Source organism: Pseudomonas sp. GM55 (genome assembly GCF_000282395.1).
GTDB classification, from domain to species: Bacteria; Pseudomonadota; Gammaproteobacteria; order Pseudomonadales; family Pseudomonadaceae; genus Aquipseudomonas; species Aquipseudomonas fluorescens_CC.
This window is the reverse complement of record NZ_AKJJ01000155.1, coordinates 1-16,117: the sequence shown is the minus strand read 5'-3', so window position 1 is coordinate 16,117 and position 16,117 is coordinate 1. Positions and strand designations below refer to the sequence as shown.

General features: G+C 55.3%; 16 protein-coding genes and 1 tRNA gene. 13 read left to right on the top strand and 4 right to left on the bottom strand.

What is annotated here, in order from left to right; genetic code table 11:
- Positions 1-105: 105 nt before the first annotated feature.
- Positions 106-1,539, bottom strand: coding sequence for a M48 family metalloprotease (locus PMI31_RS29235; protein ID WP_008023783.1), 1,434 nt, complete (start codon positions 1,537-1,539; stop codon positions 106-108).
- 98 nt (positions 1,540-1,637) lie between these two features.
- On the opposite strand from PMI31_RS29235, the gene PMI31_RS29230 reads away from it, so the two are divergent.
- Together PMI31_RS29230 and PMI31_RS29225 are read left to right on the top strand one after the other, a co-directional pair.
- Positions 1,638-1,877 carry a sulfurtransferase TusA family protein gene (locus PMI31_RS29230; RefSeq protein WP_008023781.1) on the top strand — a complete coding sequence of 80 codons (240 nt, stop codon included), beginning with the start codon at positions 1,638-1,640 and terminating at the stop codon, positions 1,875-1,877.
- Between the two features lie 31 nt (positions 1,878-1,908).
- The gene (locus PMI31_RS29225; protein WP_008023779.1) at positions 1,909-2,979 is read left to right on the top strand and encodes an AI-2E family transporter; all 1,071 of its coding nucleotides are present in this window, start codon (positions 1,909-1,911) and stop codon (positions 2,977-2,979) included.
- 111 nt (positions 2,980-3,090) lie between these two features.
- On the opposite strand, the gene PMI31_RS29220 is transcribed toward PMI31_RS29225, so the two are convergent.
- Both PMI31_RS29220 and PMI31_RS29215 read right to left on the bottom strand, forming a co-directional pair.
- On the bottom strand, positions 3,091-3,564 hold the full coding sequence (locus PMI31_RS29220) for a peroxiredoxin (RefSeq protein WP_008023777.1): 474 nt from the start codon (positions 3,562-3,564) through the stop codon (positions 3,091-3,093).
- Between the two features lie 10 nt (positions 3,565-3,574).
- Positions 3,575-4,135 carry a glycine cleavage system protein R gene (locus PMI31_RS29215; RefSeq protein WP_008023776.1) on the bottom strand — a complete coding sequence of 187 codons (561 nt, stop codon included), beginning with the start codon at positions 4,133-4,135 and terminating at the stop codon, positions 3,575-3,577.
- Positions 4,136-4,465: 330 nt separating this feature from the next.
- Here PMI31_RS29215 and dapA point away from each other — a divergent pair, with 330 nt between their 5' ends.
- The 6 genes from dapA (at position 4,466) to PMI31_RS29185 (ending at position 9,058) form a co-directional block, all read left to right on the top strand.
- Entirely contained in the window at positions 4,466-5,344 is an 879-nt protein-coding gene (gene dapA, locus PMI31_RS29210) for a 4-hydroxy-tetrahydrodipicolinate synthase (RefSeq protein WP_008023774.1), read from the top strand.
- Positions 5,345-5,361: 17 nt separating this feature from the next.
- Positions 5,362-6,477, top strand: a complete 1,116-nt coding sequence (gene bamC, locus PMI31_RS29205) for an outer membrane protein assembly factor BamC (RefSeq protein ID WP_008023772.1) — start codon at positions 5,362-5,364, stop codon at positions 6,475-6,477.
- Positions 6,478-6,481: 4 nt separating this feature from the next.
- A complete protein-coding gene (locus PMI31_RS29200) occupies positions 6,482-7,240 on the top strand; it encodes an MBL fold metallo-hydrolase (RefSeq protein WP_007984759.1) in 759 nt (252 codons plus the stop codon).
- Between the two features lie 28 nt (positions 7,241-7,268).
- The gene (purC, locus tag PMI31_RS29195) at positions 7,269-7,982 is read left to right on the top strand and encodes a phosphoribosylaminoimidazolesuccinocarboxamide synthase (protein WP_007944067.1); all 714 of its coding nucleotides are present in this window, start codon (positions 7,269-7,271) and stop codon (positions 7,980-7,982) included.
- Between the two features lie 83 nt (positions 7,983-8,065).
- A tRNA-Ser gene (locus PMI31_RS29190) sits at positions 8,066-8,155 on the top strand.
- A gap of 564 nt (positions 8,156-8,719) precedes the next feature.
- A complete protein-coding gene (locus PMI31_RS29185) occupies positions 8,720-9,058 on the top strand; it encodes a hypothetical protein (protein WP_008023770.1) in 339 nt (112 codons plus the stop codon).
- 221 nt (positions 9,059-9,279) lie between these two features.
- Here PMI31_RS29185 and PMI31_RS29180 read toward each other — a convergent pair whose 3' ends face one another.
- A complete protein-coding gene (locus tag PMI31_RS29180) occupies positions 9,280-9,708 on the bottom strand; it encodes a hypothetical protein (protein WP_008023767.1) in 429 nt (142 codons plus the stop codon).
- A gap of 441 nt (positions 9,709-10,149) precedes the next feature.
- Here PMI31_RS29180 and PMI31_RS29175 point away from each other — a divergent pair, with 441 nt between their 5' ends.
- From PMI31_RS29175 to PMI31_RS29155, 5 genes are all read left to right on the top strand, one after another.
- Positions 10,150-10,695, top strand: a complete 546-nt coding sequence (locus tag PMI31_RS29175) for a recombinase family protein (RefSeq protein WP_008023764.1) — start codon at positions 10,150-10,152, stop codon at positions 10,693-10,695.
- Positions 10,696-11,074: 379 nt separating this feature from the next.
- A complete protein-coding gene (locus PMI31_RS29170) occupies positions 11,075-11,794 on the top strand; it encodes an OB-fold protein (protein ID WP_008023762.1) in 720 nt (239 codons plus the stop codon).
- Between the two features lie 886 nt (positions 11,795-12,680).
- The gene (locus PMI31_RS29165) at positions 12,681-13,316 is read left to right on the top strand and encodes a lytic polysaccharide monooxygenase auxiliary activity family 9 protein (RefSeq protein WP_008023761.1); all 636 of its coding nucleotides are present in this window, start codon (positions 12,681-12,683) and stop codon (positions 13,314-13,316) included.
- A 48-nt stretch (positions 13,317-13,364) separates the two neighbouring features.
- Entirely contained in the window at positions 13,365-14,831 is a 1,467-nt protein-coding gene (locus tag PMI31_RS29160; protein ID WP_008023760.1) for a carbohydrate-binding protein, read from the top strand.
- A 256-nt stretch (positions 14,832-15,087) separates the two neighbouring features.
- Positions 15,088-16,117, top strand: a 1,030-nt coding sequence (locus PMI31_RS29155; protein ID WP_008023758.1) for a M10 family metallopeptidase C-terminal domain-containing protein, incomplete at its 3' end; no start/stop codon positions are given.

The window sequence follows — 16,117 nt, the reverse complement described above, 5'->3', positions numbered from 1 at the left end:
AAAAAGCCAGCTCCTACAGGATTCAAGCGTTTTTCCGGTCAAAAAAAGCCCTGCTATCGCCAGCAGGGCTTTTTTGTGATTCCTGACTTTTTGTCTCCGAAGGCGTCAGCCCATCATGTCTTTGATCATGCGCTCCTGTTCCATCAGTTCGCGTTGCCGCGCATCGATCCGTGACGACAGCGGGAAATTGCTGCCGGCCTTGCGCTTGGCGAAGTCCAGTTGCTGGATGGCCTGCTTGTAGTCCCCGACCAGCGCAAAATATTCGGCGCGAGCCTGATGCAGGCCGATGATGTTGCCTGACAGGCCGCGCGTCTCGGCAACCTGATACCACACGTCCGGGTCGTCCGGACGCGACTTGAGCAGGCCTTCGAGAGCTTTCTCCGCTTCGCCAGCGCGGTTCTGCTTCAGCAGCAGGTCGACGCGCACCTGATTCAGCGGGTAGTTGCCAGGGTACTGGGTTATCAGCCGGTCAACCCGGGACTGGGCATCCGGCAGGCGATTGTTGGTGATGTCCAGATCCACCTGGGCCAGGTTGTAGATGATTTCGTTGGGTGCCTTGGCCAGCAACTGCTTGAGGTTTTCCCGCGCTTCGTTCAGTTGGCCGCCCTTGATCTGGGCGATCGCCAGGCCGTAGCGTGCCACGTCGTTTTTCGGGTTCTCGTCGAGCAGGGCGCGGAAGCGCTTGGCACCGAGCCCCGGGGTTTCTTCATAGATCAGCTGGACGCGCGCGCGGATCAGTTGATAGCGCATGCTGTCTTCGATGCCGCCCTGTGGCGCCTGTTCGGCACGGTTGCGGGTGTCGGCGATACGCGATTCGGTGACCGGGTGAGTCAGCAGGAATTCCGGTGGCTTGGCATCGTAGCGGTATTGACGCATCAAGCGTTCGAACATGGTGGGCATCGACCGGGGGTCATAACCGGCCTTTTGCAGATTGAGAATGCCGATGCGATCGGCTTCCTGTTCGTTCTGGCGGGAGAATCGTCGTTGTTCCTGGATGGCCGCTGCCTGTGTGCCGGCAATGGCGGCGATCCCGGCGTTACCGCCGCCCGCGGCTGCAACCACGATACCGGCCAGCAATGCAGCCATCATCGGTACCTGCATGCGTTGCTGTGCTTCGACGCCCCGGGCAAAGTGGCGCTGCGACAAGTGAGCCAATTCGTGCGCCAGTACCGAGGCATATTCGCCTTCGGTCTGGGCATTGAGGAACAAGCCGCCGTTGACCCCGACGATCCCGCCCGGCGCTGCAAAGGCGTTGAGCTGCGGGCTGTTGATCAGGATGAACTCCAGGCGCCGGTCAGTGACCTGGCTGGTCTCCACCAGTCGGTAAACGCTGGATTCCACGTAATCCTTGAGTTGCGGATCGTTGAGTTGCGAAACCTGGCTGCGCAACATTGCCAACCAGGCACGGCCGAGCTGGTATTCCTGTTGCGGTGAGACAATGGCAGAACTGGCGTCGCCGAGTGACGGCAGGTCGTCGGCGAAGCCCGGTGAGGCGAGCAGGCACGCGAGCGTCAGCAGGGTAGGGCGCAAAAATGTCATGCACAAAGCCTTAGTCGACAAAGACCTTACTGTAGCCGGACACCGGCGTTGCGACCAGATATTCTAGGCATCTCAACCACCTGACCCGGAGTGATGCAATGACCGACGCTGTAGAGCATGACGTTGAACTGGACGCCAGCGGCCTGAATTGCCCGCTGCCGTTGCTCAAGGCCAAGATGGAGCTCAACCGGCTGACCAGTGGGGCAGTGCTCAAGGTCATCGCCACCGATGCAGGTTCACAGCGCGACTTTCGCACCTTTGCCCGATTGGCTGGTCATACCCTGCTTCGTGAAGAAGAAGATGCCGGTGTTTACCGTTACTGGTTGAAAAAAGCCTGAAATCGGCTGCGTTTACTCCTAAGGATTATTGATGTTCAAAGTGTTGCGCGACTGGATTCAGCGCTATTTCTCCGATGAAGAAGCGGTAGTGCTGGCTGTCCTGCTGTTTCTGGCATTCACCGCCGTCCTGACCCTGGGCGGTATGCTGGCGCCGGTGCTCGCCGGGATGGTGCTGGCGTACCTGATGCAGGGGCTGGTGGTGGCCCTCGAGCGCCTGCGGGTGCCAGGCGGGGTCGCGGTGGGGTTGGTCTTTGCGTTGTTCATGGGGTTGTTGCTGGTATTTATCGTGGTCGTCGTGCCGTTGCTCTGGCACCAACTGATCACCCTGTTCAACGAGTTGCCCGGCATGCTCGCCAAGTGGCAGTCGCTCTTGCTGTTGTTGCCCGAGCGCTATCCGCATCTGGTATCTGACGAGCAGGTGCTGCGGGCCATCGAGGTGGCTCGGGGCGAAATCGGCAAGTTTGGTCAGTGGGCACTGACGTTCTCGCTGTCGAGCCTGCCCTTGCTTGTGAACATCATGATCTACCTGGTGCTGGTGCCGATCCTGGTGTTTTTCTTCCTCAAGGATCGGGCCATGATCGGCCAGTGGGTGCGCGGTTACCTGCCCCGTGAGCGGGCGTTGATCACCCGGGTCGCCCATGAAATGAACCGGCAGATCGCCAACTACATTCGCGGCAAGGTCATCGAAATCTTCATTTGCGGTGGCGTGACCTACATTGCCTTTGTCGTTCTTGAGCTCAACTACGCGGCGTTGCTGGCACTGCTGGTGGGGATTTCGGTGGTAGTGCCTTATGTCGGCGCCGTGGTGGTGACTGTGCCCGTGTTTCTGATTGCGCTGTTCCAGTGGGGCTGGAGCGATCAGTTCATTTACCTGATGGCGGTTTACGGGATCATTCAGACACTGGATGGCAACGTGCTGGTGCCCTTGCTGTTCTCGGAGGCGGTCAACCTGCATCCGGTGGCGATCATCTGCGCGGTGCTGCTGTTTGGCGGGTTGTGGGGCTTCTGGGGGGTGTTCTTTGCGATTCCCCTGGCGACGCTGTTCAAGGCAGTACTGGATGCCTGGCCGCGCAAGGAGCCAGCGGTGGCGCCGCTGCTTTAAATACTGGTCTTGAGGGCCACTTCGCTGGCAAGCCAGCTCCTACAAGGTTTTGCGTAATCCTTTGCAGGAGCTGGCTTGCCAGCGAAGGCGTCTGAGCAGAAGCCCAATCAATCAGGCTTTGTCGAGGGCCTGAGCGGCGGCCAGTACCGCATCAACATGTCCTGGCACCTTCACGCCGCGCCATTCCTGGCGCAGCACGCCTTTGGCGTCGATCAGGAACGTGCTGCGATCCACGCCCATGTATTCCTTGCCGTAGAGCTTTTTCAGCTTGATCACGTCGAACAGCTGGCAGATGGCTTCGTCCTTGTCGCTGATCAGCTCAAAGGGAAACTCCTGCTTGCACTTGAAGTTCTCGTGGGATTTCAGGCTGTCGCGGGACACGCCGAACACTTCGGTATTGGCGGCCTTGAACGCCGCGTATTGATCGCGAAAGCCTTGCCCCTCGGTCGTGCAGCCCGGCGTGCTGTCCTTGGGGTAGAAGTAGATCACCACCTGCTTGCCTTTCAGGCCGGCGAGGCTGACGGTCTGCCCGCTGGTGGCGGGGGCTTCGAAATCGGCAACCGGTTGGTCGATGGCAACGGGCATGGAAGCTTCCTTACATTGGGTTCTGTGGGCGCCAGGGTTCGATCAGGGCGTCCAGGTTCAGCGCGTCGGCAAAATCCAGGAACTGATCGCGCAGCCAGCTGATCTGCACGCCAGGCGGCAAGGTCACGGTAAAGGTGGCATTGAGCATGGTGCCGCCGGTCTGCGGAGCCTGATAGGTGTCGCAGGTCAGGTTTTCCAGCTCGACATTGTGGTCCGTGAAGAACTGGCACAGCTCGTTGATGATGTCCGAGCGGTAGGCCGAGCTGACATAAGCGACGTACGGCAGGGCCTGTGGGCGGTTTTCCAGGGCGGCGCTGCGCACCACGTTGACCGTGAACGCATGCCGCTTGGCCAGCACTGGCAGGCTGCCTTCCAGGCGTGCCAAGGCATCCCAGCTACCGGAGATTTCCAGGACCAGCGCACTGCATTCGCCATGACGGGTCAGGCGGGAGGTGACCACGGCGCAGCGGTTTTCATGGCTGGCGCGGCACAGAACGTTGGTCAGCTCCATGGGGTGGGCGCCGAGCGCACTGATGACAAGGAATTGTTCGCGAACTGTGGGGGTGGACATGCAGCATTCCTAAAGCGATGAGCGGTCGGTAGGTTGACGGGCGTTGGCCGTCGGGATGCGCCTGCGCGTGCCCGCTCGGAAAACCCCGGGCTGCGGCGCGTAACTCGCTCCATAATATAGTGGGAGCGCGTAGCGGCGATGCTGGAACGGGGCCTGGGAGGCCGAAAAGGGAGGCTGGAACCCGGCGTACAAGCTGATCAGTACCGATCAAAGTCTGAAGGGTAGCGAAAACCGGCGCCAAGGGGAATGGCGGCAGCACAGTACTTCGCTTGTGCAAGCATCTTGGCGCCAGTACCATTACGGCTCTCTTTTTCCGGCAGGAGCGGTTTCATGATTGCGGGCAGTATGGTGGCACTGGTCACACCCATGGATGCACAGGGGCGTCTTGACTGGGACAGCCTCAGCAAACTCGTGGACTTCCACCTTGAAAACGGCACCCATGCCATTGTCGCCGTCGGCACCACCGGCGAGTCGGCAACCCTTGACGTCGAAGAACACATCGCCGTCATCAAGGCCGTCGTCAAACAGGTCAACGGTCGCATTCCGGTGATTGCCGGTACCGGCGCCAACTCGACCCGCGAAGCCATCGAGCTGACCCGCAACGCCAAGGAAGCCGGCGCCGATGCCTGTCTGCTGGTCGTGCCGTACTACAACAAGCCGACCCAGGAAGGCCTGTACCTGCACTTCAAGCACATCGCCGAAGCGGTCGACATCCCGCAGATTCTCTATAACGTTCCCGGCCGCACCTCCTGCGACATGCAGGCCGAGACCGTGATCCGCCTGTCCACTGTGCCGAACATCATCGGCATCAAGGAAGCGACCGGCGACCTCAAGCGCGCCAAAGCCATCCTCGATGGCGTCAGCAAGGACTTCATCGTCCTTTCCGGCGATGATCCGACCGCGGTCGAGCTGATCCTGATGGGCGGCAAGGGCAACATCTCCGTCACCGCCAACGTCGCTCCGCGTGAAATGGCCGATCTGTGCGAGGCCGCCCTCAGGGGTGACGCCGAGGCTGCGCGGGCAATCAACGAAAAACTGATGCCGCTGCACAAGGACCTGTTCATCGAAGCCAACCCGATTCCGGTGAAGTGGGCTCTGGTTGAGATGGGCCTGATGCACGAAGGCATTCGCCTGCCGCTGACCTGGCTGAGCGCACCTTGTCACGAAACGCTGCGCTCGGCCCTGCGCCAGTGCAGCGTCCTGGTTTAATTGAGGAAGTACAACGCATGAAGCGAATGGCCGGACTTTCCGCACTTGCCTTGATTATCTCCAGCACCAGTGGCTGCGGATGGGTCTGGGGCCCGGAAGGTTATTTCCGTGACCGCGGTAGCGATTACCTGGAAGCGCAACAGACTGCACCGATGCAAATGCCTCCGGATGTCCGTATTGCCAAGCGTCTGGATCCGCTATTGCCGATCCCGCGCAACGTGGCTGATGACACCGCCAAGGGCGAATACGTCGTTCCTCGGCCGCAGCCGCTGACGGCAGCTGCCGACGCCAGCGCCTACTCCCTGCAGAAGAGCGGCGGTTCCAGCTCCATTCTGGCCCAGAACCCGCCGGCCGAAGTCTGGCCTGTGGCCGTTCAGTTCTTCCAGGACAACGGCTTCCGTCTGGATGAACAGCGTCCGCAAACCGGTGAATTCACCACGACCTGGCAACATTCCGACGAACTGTCCGCGGCCATGGGCAAACGCCTGAGCGCGGCCGGCGTGGGTACGGACAGCGAAACCCGCGTGCGGGTGCGCATCGAGCCAGGCGTACAGCGCAACACCAGTGAAGTCTATGTGGTCAGCGCCGAGCGTCCTGCCGGCAGCACCGCTGACGTGGCATTCACCAACCGTTCGGTCAACACTGGCCTGGACGCGGCGCTGGTCGACGACATGCTCGCGAGCATGAGCCGTATCTCGGAGAAGGGCGGTTCGGTCTCGATGCTGGCTTCGCGTGATTTCGACGCCCCCAGCCGTGTCAGCCTCAGCGAAGACGGCAGTGGCAACCCTGTGCTGAACGTCGGTACCGACCTGGATCGTGCCTGGTCGAGCGTCGGTCGTGCGCTGGAACAAGGCGAATGGCGCGTTGAAGACATCAACCGCAGCCTGGGCCTGTACTACATCAACCTGGCCGAAAAAGCCGAGAAGAAAGACGACAAGCCAGGCTTCTTCAGCAGCCTGTTCGGCAGTGCGCCGAGCAAGGAAGAGCTTGACGCCCGCGCCGAGCGTTATCAGGTTCGCCTGAGCAAGGTTGGCGAGAACGTCCAGGTCACCGTCGAGAAAAACATCAACACCGTGGCGCCGGCGGATGTGGCGCGTAAAGTGTTGAGCAAGATTCAGGACAACCTGGGCTGATCCTATGCGTTTTGCCGTTCTCGGCAGCGGTAGTCAAGGGAACGGCACGCTGATAGCCAGCGCTGATACGTACGTCTTGGTGGATTGTGGTTTTTCCCTGCGGGAAACCGAAAAACGCCTGCTGCGCCTGGGTGTGAACCCTGCGCAGCTGAGCGCGATACTCGTGACCCACGAACATGCCGACCACGTGCATGGCGTGGGTTTGCTGTCTCGGCGCTACAATCTGCCTGTCTACCTCAGTCGCGGGACCTTGCGCGGGATGCGCAAACCGATTGAACCCGCAGGCTTTCTGGCCGGCGGCGAGCAGCTGCAAATCGGCGACTTGAGCATCGGTGTCATTGCCGTGGCCCACGATGCACAGGAACCGACGCAATATGTATTCAGTGACGGTGAGCGGCGCTTCGGCCTGTTGACCGACCTGGGTTCGTATTGTGACAAGGTGCTGGACGGCTATCGGGACCTCGATGCGTTGATGATCGAGTCCAATCACTGTCGTGACATGCTGGCCCGCGGTCATTACCCGTACTTTCTCAAGCAACGGGTGGGCGGTGAGCTGGGACATTTGAATAACCATCAGGCGGCATTCCTGGTGGCCGAGTTGGGCTGGAAAGACCTGCAACACCTGGTCCTGGCTCATCTGAGCAGCAAGAACAACCTGCCGCAGCTGGCCCGGCAATGTTTTGTCGACACCCTCGGGTGCGACCCGGACTGGCTGCAACTGGCCGATCAAGATTCAGGGCTCGACTGGCGCCACATCGCCTAGCCCATCTACTTAGCAAGCGGAGCCCATCATGGAAAAACGTGAAGAACTCTACCGCGGCAAAGCCAAGTCGGTTTACAAGACCGACGACGCTAACCGTTTGATCCTGCTGTTTCGCAACGACACCTCGGCGTTCGACGGCAAGCGTATCGAACAGCTTGACCGCAAAGGCATGGTGAACAACAAGTTCAACGCCTTCATCATGCAGAAGCTCGAAGCCGCTGGCGTGCCGACCCAGTTCGACAAATTGCTGGGCGACAACGAATGCCTGGTGAAGAAGCTCGACATGATTCCGGTCGAGTGTGTCGTGCGTAACTACGCTGCTGGCAGCCTGGTCAAGCGCCTGGGTGTCGAAGAGGGCATGAAGCTCAACCCTTACACCTTCGAGTTGTTCCTGAAGGACGACGCCAAGGGCGACCCGTTCATCAACGAATCCCACGTCGTGGCATTTGGCTGGGGCACCGCCGAGCAACTGGTTCGCATGAAAGAACTGTCGCTCAAGGTCAATGAAGTCCTGAGCAAACTGTTCGACGACGCCGGCCTGCTGCTGGTCGACTTCAAGCTGGAATTCGGTGTGTTCCACGATGGTTCCATCGTGCTGGGCGACGAATTCAGCCCGGACGGCTGCCGTCTGTGGGACAAGGCGACCGGCAAGAAAATGGACAAGGACCGCTTCCGTCAGGGCCTCGGTGATGTCATCGAAGCCTACGAAGAAGTCGCCAATCGTCTGGGCGTACCGCTTTAACCGACGCAAGCATCTGAAAGCACAGAAATATTTCGCTTGGGGGGTTCGCTTCCTGCGAAAGTGTTGTTATGATGCGCGCCGTTGGAGAGATGCCAGAGTGGCCGAATGGGACGGATTCGAAATCCGTTGTACCTTCACCGGTACCTAGGGTTCGAATCCCTATCTCTCCGCCATTATACGTAAAGCCCCGTAGATCAAGGTCTACGGGGCTTTGTTGTTTCTGCATTGTACGTAAAACCCTTCCTGAACTTTTCTGTGGCTGGCCCTGCAAGGCTGTCTGTGGCTCGCTAAGTGCAACCCTTTCCTATGTTGGTTTGCCTACCTAATCGCCTTGTACGGCTCTACAGGCGCTTCTATGCTATAGATGACGTGTGGGCCGTTAGTCATGGTCGTACATTCATAAACGCATTCGAAAAACGTTCAATCATCTCGCAATAAACCACACAAAAGTATGGGTGATTTGGCTTCGCTATGGCTCTTGGCTGTCGGGAGGCGTCCGATTTCTGGGTGTGTTGCTTGGCAAAGGCTTGATTGCGACGTGGGTTGAGGTTTGCCGCACTACTAATGCATGCTCGGGCTCAAAATTTGTCCCCGATTCGCCATCCTGCTCTTCAACCCCTGCCAGTGTTGACGCTGGCTCCAGCATTTGTTGGTCAGTGACGTAGAGGTTCGGTTGAAGACGCAAGTATAGGAGGGGGACTCCGAGTGAGTGTGTTCATCTGTGGAGAGGTCAGTGTGTGAGTGAGTCCAGTGAAGAGAAGACCAAGAGAAAGTATCTGACAGTCCTTCGTGGCTACCAGTGGTCATACCAACATTCAGTCTTCTACGATGATCCAGAACAAAGTCTAGGGTTGCTGGAAGACATGGCTTCGTTCAAGCAGATGCTCCGTAGGCGGTGTCCTGATCAACCGTTCTTGATACGAGTGCAAGCACTGAAGAAGGGTGCTGTCCATCAGGCGTTTCTCTCGATCATCACCACGGCCAAGGTGGATGACCTGAGGGAGATTGCGAACAAGGCGTTCCCTGCGAAGATGAATGTCGTTGGTCGGCGTCTGTCAGCCGAAAGACTGTCCTAGCAAGCACATGTCATTGAAAAAGCCAAACCGCATGACCTATCCAAGTTGTTCGACAAGGCTGGGGTCAATCGGTGGTCCGTGTTGAACAAACGCATGCTGGACTTGCCCCCGCTGATCTGACATGCAGCAAGCAGTGAAGCTGTCAGTAGTTGGGGCTGCTCTTATCCAAGTTTATGTTCGCAATGCGTGAGGTTCATCGGGCTATGGGCTGTATATCCATACTACTGTTGGCTAAAGAGTTTCCCCAGTACAGAGTCCTTGCCCAAAGCGTTTATAAGGGCATCTCGGGATTTTGCTTCTGTTTCTACAGTCAGCAAAGTTGAGTCTTTCAGCCATCTTTGAAACGTGATTCGATAATTCTCATCATTTATGTTTAGCTTGACGGACAAGGTGTCGTCTTCAGGATCATTCTTGTAGCGAGACATAGAGGCCCCGTGATCAGCTGCGAAGCTTTTGGCTGATCCATAGTAGAGATGTTTTAGAACTACCTGTTCTCTATTCTGGGCTATGGATTTATGTATCTCATGAAAAATAATTTTGTTTCTTCGAGACTTCTTGGTCGTGAGCAGATAAACGATATAACCAAGCACTGCAAGCCATGCTGGCGGGAAAAATACTGAGGCAAAGATAAGGAATGCAATTACAGTCATTTTATATCCTTGTTGAGGTGCTATCACAGGTAGGCTCAGGCGGTGGATGCCCCGCTAGCCATGGCCAAGTAGTCTAGCCAAGAGACAGCGTCAGACGGAGTTTAGAGTAGCTTGGGCTGGGAGGAGAAACAATCGGAAGGTGGCGACAAGCCTCCATTGGCAAGAATACCAAAGAGAGTTGGCGCTGAACGATCGTGTCTGGAGCTACTCCTCGAGTCCCTTTTCGTGAATGCATCAAAGATGCAATCAAGGATCTTTAACAATGTCATCGACTGGTCAAGGCATCTGGAACGTGTAAAGTGGAATATGTTGTACTCAGCAGGGTGCACCCTGATGACCACTTGTCGAATGAATACAGTTTCGTAGTTCCCAGCGATGTTTTCGAAGGGTCTGAAGGGCGGAATGTCAGCCTCTAGATCCAGATGAACACAGGTGACGAAAATGGATATTGGATATGTACGGATCAGCTCAGTAGACCAGAACACTGCTCGTCAGCTTGATGGCGTACAACTGGGCAAGGTCTACACCGACAAATGTTCAGGTAAGGACACCAACCGTCCACAGCTTCTAGTGATGCTGGATTCAGTCCGTGAGGGCGACACAGTTCATGTCCACTCGATTGACCGTCTCGCTCGTAGCCTGTCAGACCTGCTGAATTTGGTTCAGTCCTTGAACGAGAAGGGCGTGTCTGTCCGCTTCCACAAAGAAAGCCTGATGTTCAATGGTGCAGACGACAAGTACCAGAACCTGATGCTTCAGATGATGGGGGCTATTGCCGAATTTGAGCGTTCGATGATTCGCGAACGGCAACGTGAAGGCATCGAGAAGGCAAAGGTGGCTGGTGTGTACAATGGTGGCGTGAAGACCACCAACGCCGATGCAATCCGTACCCACGTCACTAATGGATCGTCCTACCGAGATACGGCCAAGGCGCTTGGTGTGAGCTTGAGCACGGTACAACGAGCTATGAAGAAACAATCTGCCTGACTCGCCGCTTTCTATGGTGTCCTACAGCCCGCCACAGAGCGGGCTTCGTTGTTCCTGGGCTTCGGTCGTTCTGTTTTCTAATGGCTTCCATCTGGCGTTGTAGAGTGGCTGTTGGAGGGGCACAAATGTTATTTGTGGTGCCCTTTGGACCTTTTCTAGAGCCCCCGGTCTTCGCCTGCTAAGCACCTGATATGTTGGGCTGGAATTCCATACAGGCGCCAGCTTATATTTCTTCCGTAGAGTTCAAGCGCTGTCGAAAGTGGTCGGAAAATTTCGGGGGCGGACAAGCTTCTGTGGAAAACGGTTATTGTGTCGCCAAGTGTTCAATAGTCATCCGTAATGGCACAATGACAACTCCCTTTGATTTCAAGGATCGATAATGGCTCTGGTCGAGTGCTATGAATGTTCAAAACTGATGAGCGACATCGCCTCTGCTTGTCCGGGTTGTGGCGCCCCTCATCCGCGACCATCCCGACAAGCACCCCAGCCACAAGGATCTTGGCAAGGAGATATGTTACCCCGAAGCACTCCTGCCGCCCCTCAACGCACTGTAGGCTTTTGGCTGGGATTGGGTATTTTCCTCCTCCCATTCATCTTTGCGTGGTTTTTACTGCGTAGCGGCCACAGTACTCTATCTAGGATCATCGGCATTGGCTGGATGGTTTTCTTTCTATATACGCCGTACAAGTCTCAAGAGAGTCACACCACAAGTTCGAGTTCCTACACGTCATCCAGCAGCATACCCAAGCCAAGTGCTGAAGATGTTCGTGAAGTTGAGAAGGCTGTTTTGGACACCTACACGGCAGCACAAATAGCTTCGGCCTACAGTCGCAATACTGTCGCTGCTGATCAGACGTTCAAAGGCAAAGAATTTAAGGTGTCAGGCACAATTGCTTCGATCAATACTGATTTTCTTGGAAAGCCTTACGTTACGTTGAAAGGCGGGGTGAATCAGTTCATGGAGCCTCAGTTCAAGTTTCGGGATGGTCAAGAGTCAGAGGTTGCCAAGCTTCAGGCTGGCTCCAAGGTCAGCCTGGTATGCACGGGGCGTGGTGATATTGCTAAAATCCCGATGTCTGACAAGTGTGAGTTTTTCTGATGATCAATTGATGGAGACGGACCTCCATGACCGACGTGCTACCAGACGTACTGCGTGTTCTCCATCGCTGCTGCAATTGAAGAACTGGCCAAGGCCATCATCCAGCGTTGGGCGGTTGATCTGGAGGGTAATGTAGAGGCTGCCTGTCTCAACTCGACCGTAACCAGCAGGCCATCAACGATGGTATAGCCGCACTCGAAAATGGGAGTGGATCTGCTGGTTTGCTGCATTGAGTGTTGTCGTCAGACCTGACTCTACTAATGACGGCGTGTGTCCGCCCTAGGCTGCTATCTGCTCGATGCTTTTGGTGGCACCCGTATCATTCGCAGCGTTTAGTACTTCGTCTGCTGTTCTGCATACGTAGATTCGTTGAGCGCCCATTCCGATGCTTGGCGGCCATCGGAGATTGAAGCCTTCCTGTAAAGTTGAAAATGTCTTGTTTTTTTCAGTTGTTCTAATAAGTCCGAACAGCCCTTTATCGTATCCATGGTTGCACGCCTCCTTGCAAAAAAATATGCACAACGCTCTGCGCAATTGTCCTGAGAGCTCTCTCGCCCAATCGCAGTTTCAATGTTGCTCACTTGGGCGCCATCTCACCTTAGCCGACGTTTTCATGCTGTCCGTCTTTCATGGTTAATAAGATAAAGATATATTGTTTTTTGTATGTATTTCGAAAGGTTATAGATATCTATTTGTTTGATGAAACTAACTCATTCGTTTGTTTTTGCTGGAGAAGAGAGAGGTGGGGTGTCGGATGAGCTCGTTTGGCTGTTATTTTCCTGCCTTTTTAGTCGTATTTATTTTTTACGGTGGACAATCTAAAACCTTGCGCTAGCCTGAGATTTCTCCTCTAGGGAGAGATAAACTAATCAAAGGAGTGAGCGTGATGAATAAACCAGAATCTAGTCCTAAGTTAAAACACGGACGTGTAGTTTCCCCTCCTAGTCGTAGTGCTGTTGCTACAGAAGAAGGCCTTATCCTTGATTGGCAAGCTAATGAAATGGAAGGGGGTAAGAACTTTCCATCATTGACTGCGGGCCCATTCCCAAGGCCTTACGAGACTGACAGCGTAAGCGTAGTGCCACCGGCCGATGGTTATATCCTCAGCGGTGGCAAGACAGATGCCCGCGACTGCGTTAACTTCACGAACGAGGAAATGAGCCAAAAGCTAAATCGCCCATTTACCTGGCCTCTGTTGAATGTTGATCCGGGACAGATGTTTCATGTTGAGTGGGTATACACCGTGCCTCACGTGACTCGGGGTTATAGCTGGTTTATTACTAAGGATGGCTGGGATCCTGAAAAGCGCATAAGTCGCGCTCAGCTTGAACCAAAGTCTTTTTATGATGATTTTTATACTCAAATTCCGTATTACGAGCATTCCTCTGAATTGAAGGCAAAAATAGAGCATGAAGTGAAGCTACCACTGGGTAAGCAAGGCCATCATGTCATTGTCTTGCTTTGGGTGGTTGCTGATACCGGCAATGCGTTCTATCAGGCGTTCGATGTGAACTTTAAATAAAATTCGGGCCATGCACGGCTCTTGATACAGTTCTGAAGGAATAGAACAATGTCCAAGATTGATTTTTCATTACTGAAGTCTGAAGTAAGTGATTCAGCATCTCTGATGCCTAGCATTGCCAATAAAAAAATCTTGATGGGCTTTTGGCATAACTGGCCCGCTGGCCATGGTGACGGTTATCAAGGTGGGCAGTTCGCCAATCTGGATCTGGTGGATATCCCCAAGGACTACAACGTTGTTGCTGTGGCCTTTATGAAAGGCCAGGGCATTCCTACCTTTAAACCCTACAACCTGTCCGACGACGAGTTTCGCCGCCAGGTCGGCGTGCTGAACAGCCAGGGAAGGGCTGTCTTGATTTCGTTGGGGGGTGCCGACGCTCATATCGAGTTGCACAAAGGGGATGAACAACCTCTGGCGAATGAGATCATCCGCTTGGTTGAAATCTACGGCTTCGATGGGCTGGATATCGACCTCGAGCAAAGCGCCATCGATTTTGCTGACAACAAGGCGGTGCTGCCTGCAGCCTTGAAACTGGTGAAAGATCACTACAAAAGCGAAGGAAAGCTCTTCATTATCAGCATGGCACCTGAGTTTCCTTATCTCAGGAGCGGCGGCAAGTACGTTGAGTACATTCAGGCGCTCGAGGGGTACTACGATTTCATTGCGCCTCAATACTACAACCAAGGTGGCGATGGGATCTGGGTTCAAGAGGCCAACGACGGTAAAGGCGCCTGGATTGCGCAGAACAATGATGCGATGAAAGAGGATTTTCTCTTCTACCTGACCGAAAGCCTGGTAACAGGCACTCGGGACTACATCGCCATTCCTGCAGATAAATTTGTTATTGGCTTACCAGCCAACGTTGACGCTGCGGCCACAGGCTATGTGATTGATCCTGCTGCAGTGGTCAATGCTTTCAAACGTCTCGATGCTGCCGGCCATTCCATCAAAGGGCTGATGACCTGGTCGATCAACTGGGATGATGGTGTCAGCGTGGACAATGTTCCTTACGATTGGGAGTTCTACAATCGTTACGCTCCCTTGATTCACGGTGAATCAGGTATTGGTGACCGGCCAACGGCTCCTGCAAACTTGACCTCCAAGGACGTGACTGAAACCAGCATCACCCTGAGTTGGGGGGCTTCAGCCGGTCCTAGTCCGATCGAGGTATACACGCTGTACCGAAATGGAACTTCAATAGGCCATACGTCGGCTTTTACGCTGGAGGACTCAGGTCTAACGCCGAACACTCAGTACAGCTACTTTGTCACGGCCACAAACTCTTCGGGAAAAGAATCGCTTCCGAGCAGGAGCCTGAGTGTTAGAACTGCCGGAGACATAACAGACCCAGAGTGTCCTGAATGGCAATTGAACCATCGGTATCGCAAAGAGGATGGCGTGACGTACGAAGGCAATAAGTACTTGTGCCTGCAAGAACACACTTCAAACTCAGGTTGGACACCACCAGTCGCCTTTACCCTGTGGTCAAAGATCGCAATCAAACGACGCGCTTAAAGCAGTAAGAAAAGCCCGGCAGAAATGCCGGGCTTTTCTTTGGTGCGCCAGCCAGGTTGGTGACTTGGAGGTGAGTTCTTGTGCGCGGGATACTGTGTTCTGTGGTGTCCTTTGCGCTATCTAAAAATTCAATAGCTGTGCTGCTTGCAACTGTGTCAGTTTTGTATCGCCTTCAACAGGGCGAGTGATAGGACGATCTCGCGAAGGGGTTGTCGTGGTCTATCGAAATTGACTACTTGAAACAAGGATGTGAGCAATGTCACAGGCAAAAGCAAAAGAAAAAGTGGTGGAGGCCTCGGGCCGGGTCAGTTCGGCCTACAGCCAAGTCGATGCCTTCAACCATTTGTACGACCGTGGTGGCTCGGAACTGATCAACGGCAAACCGTCGTTCACTGCCGACCAGGCAGCCGATTCGATCCTGCGCAAAAACATGTCCTGGGGCGACAAGGACGGTAATGGCAAGATCGAACTGGGCTTCAGTTTCATGACCTCCTCACCCTCCAATTACGACTCGCGACTGGGGGATTTCAGCGAGTTCAGCGCGCAGCAGAAAGCCCAGGCAATTCTCGCATTGCAATCCTGGTCGGATGTGGCCAACGTGAGGTTCACACAAGACGCGGCGAACGGTGACGGTCAACTGAGCTTCGGCAACTACAACGTCAGCACTGGCGGCGCCGCCTTCGCCTACCTACCGTCGGGCAGCAGCTACGACGGTCAGTCGTGGTACCTGATCAACGACCAATATCAGGTCAACAAGACCCCGGACCATGGCAACTATGGCCGGCAGACCCTGACCCATGAAATTGGCCACAGCCTGGGCCTGTCCCATCCTGGCGTCTATAACGCGGGTAACGGTAATCCGACCTATAACGATGTGACCTACGCGCAAGACACGCGCGGCTACAGCTTGATGAGCTACTGGAGCGAGAGCAACACCAACCAGAACTTCAGCAAGGACGGCAGCGGCGCCTATGCTTCGGCACCGTTGATGGACGACATCGCCGCCGTGCAAAAGCTCTACGGGGCCAATATGGAGACCCGTGCCGATAACACCGTGTACGGCTTTAATTCCAACGCCGATCGCGACTTCTACAGCGCTACGTCGGCGGCCTCCAAAGTGGTGTTCTCGGTGTGGGATGGCGGTGGTAACGACACGCTGGACTTCTCCGGGTTCACCCAGAATCAGAAGATCAACCTCAACCAAGGCTCGTTCTCCGATGTCGGCGGCCTGGTGGGCAACGTCTCGATCGCTCAGGGCGTGACGGTGGAAGCCGCTATCGGCGGGG

Bases quoted from the DNA above. Each gene is read 5' to 3' on its own strand.
- PMI31_RS29235 (WP_008023783.1), bottom strand. From the start codon at position 1,539: ATGACATTTTTGCGCCCTACCCTGCTGACGCTCGCGTGCCTGCTCGCC.
- PMI31_RS29230 (WP_008023781.1), top strand. From the start codon at position 1,638: ATGACCGACGCTGTAGAGCATGACGTTGAACTGGACGCCAGCGGCCTG.
- PMI31_RS29225 (WP_008023779.1), top strand. From the start codon at position 1,909: ATGTTCAAAGTGTTGCGCGACTGGATTCAGCGCTATTTCTCCGATGAA.
- PMI31_RS29220 (WP_008023777.1), bottom strand. From the start codon at position 3,564: ATGCCCGTTGCCATCGACCAACCGGTTGCCGATTTCGAAGCCCCCGCC.
- PMI31_RS29215 (WP_008023776.1), bottom strand. From the start codon at position 4,135: ATGTCCACCCCCACAGTTCGCGAACAATTCCTTGTCATCAGTGCGCTC.
- dapA (WP_008023774.1), top strand. From the start codon at position 4,466: ATGATTGCGGGCAGTATGGTGGCACTGGTCACACCCATGGATGCACAG.
- bamC (WP_008023772.1), top strand. From the start codon at position 5,362: ATGAAGCGAATGGCCGGACTTTCCGCACTTGCCTTGATTATCTCCAGC.
- PMI31_RS29200 (WP_007984759.1), top strand. From the start codon at position 6,482: ATGCGTTTTGCCGTTCTCGGCAGCGGTAGTCAAGGGAACGGCACGCTG.
- purC (WP_007944067.1), top strand. From the start codon at position 7,269: ATGGAAAAACGTGAAGAACTCTACCGCGGCAAAGCCAAGTCGGTTTAC.
- PMI31_RS29180 (WP_008023767.1), bottom strand. From the start codon at position 9,708: ATGACTGTAATTGCATTCCTTATCTTTGCCTCAGTATTTTTCCCGCCA.
- PMI31_RS29175 (WP_008023764.1), top strand. From the start codon at position 10,150: ATGGATATTGGATATGTACGGATCAGCTCAGTAGACCAGAACACTGCT.
- PMI31_RS29170 (WP_008023762.1), top strand. From the start codon at position 11,075: ATGGCTCTGGTCGAGTGCTATGAATGTTCAAAACTGATGAGCGACATC.
- PMI31_RS29165 (WP_008023761.1), top strand. From the start codon at position 12,681: ATGAATAAACCAGAATCTAGTCCTAAGTTAAAACACGGACGTGTAGTT.
- PMI31_RS29160 (WP_008023760.1), top strand. From the start codon at position 13,365: ATGTCCAAGATTGATTTTTCATTACTGAAGTCTGAAGTAAGTGATTCA.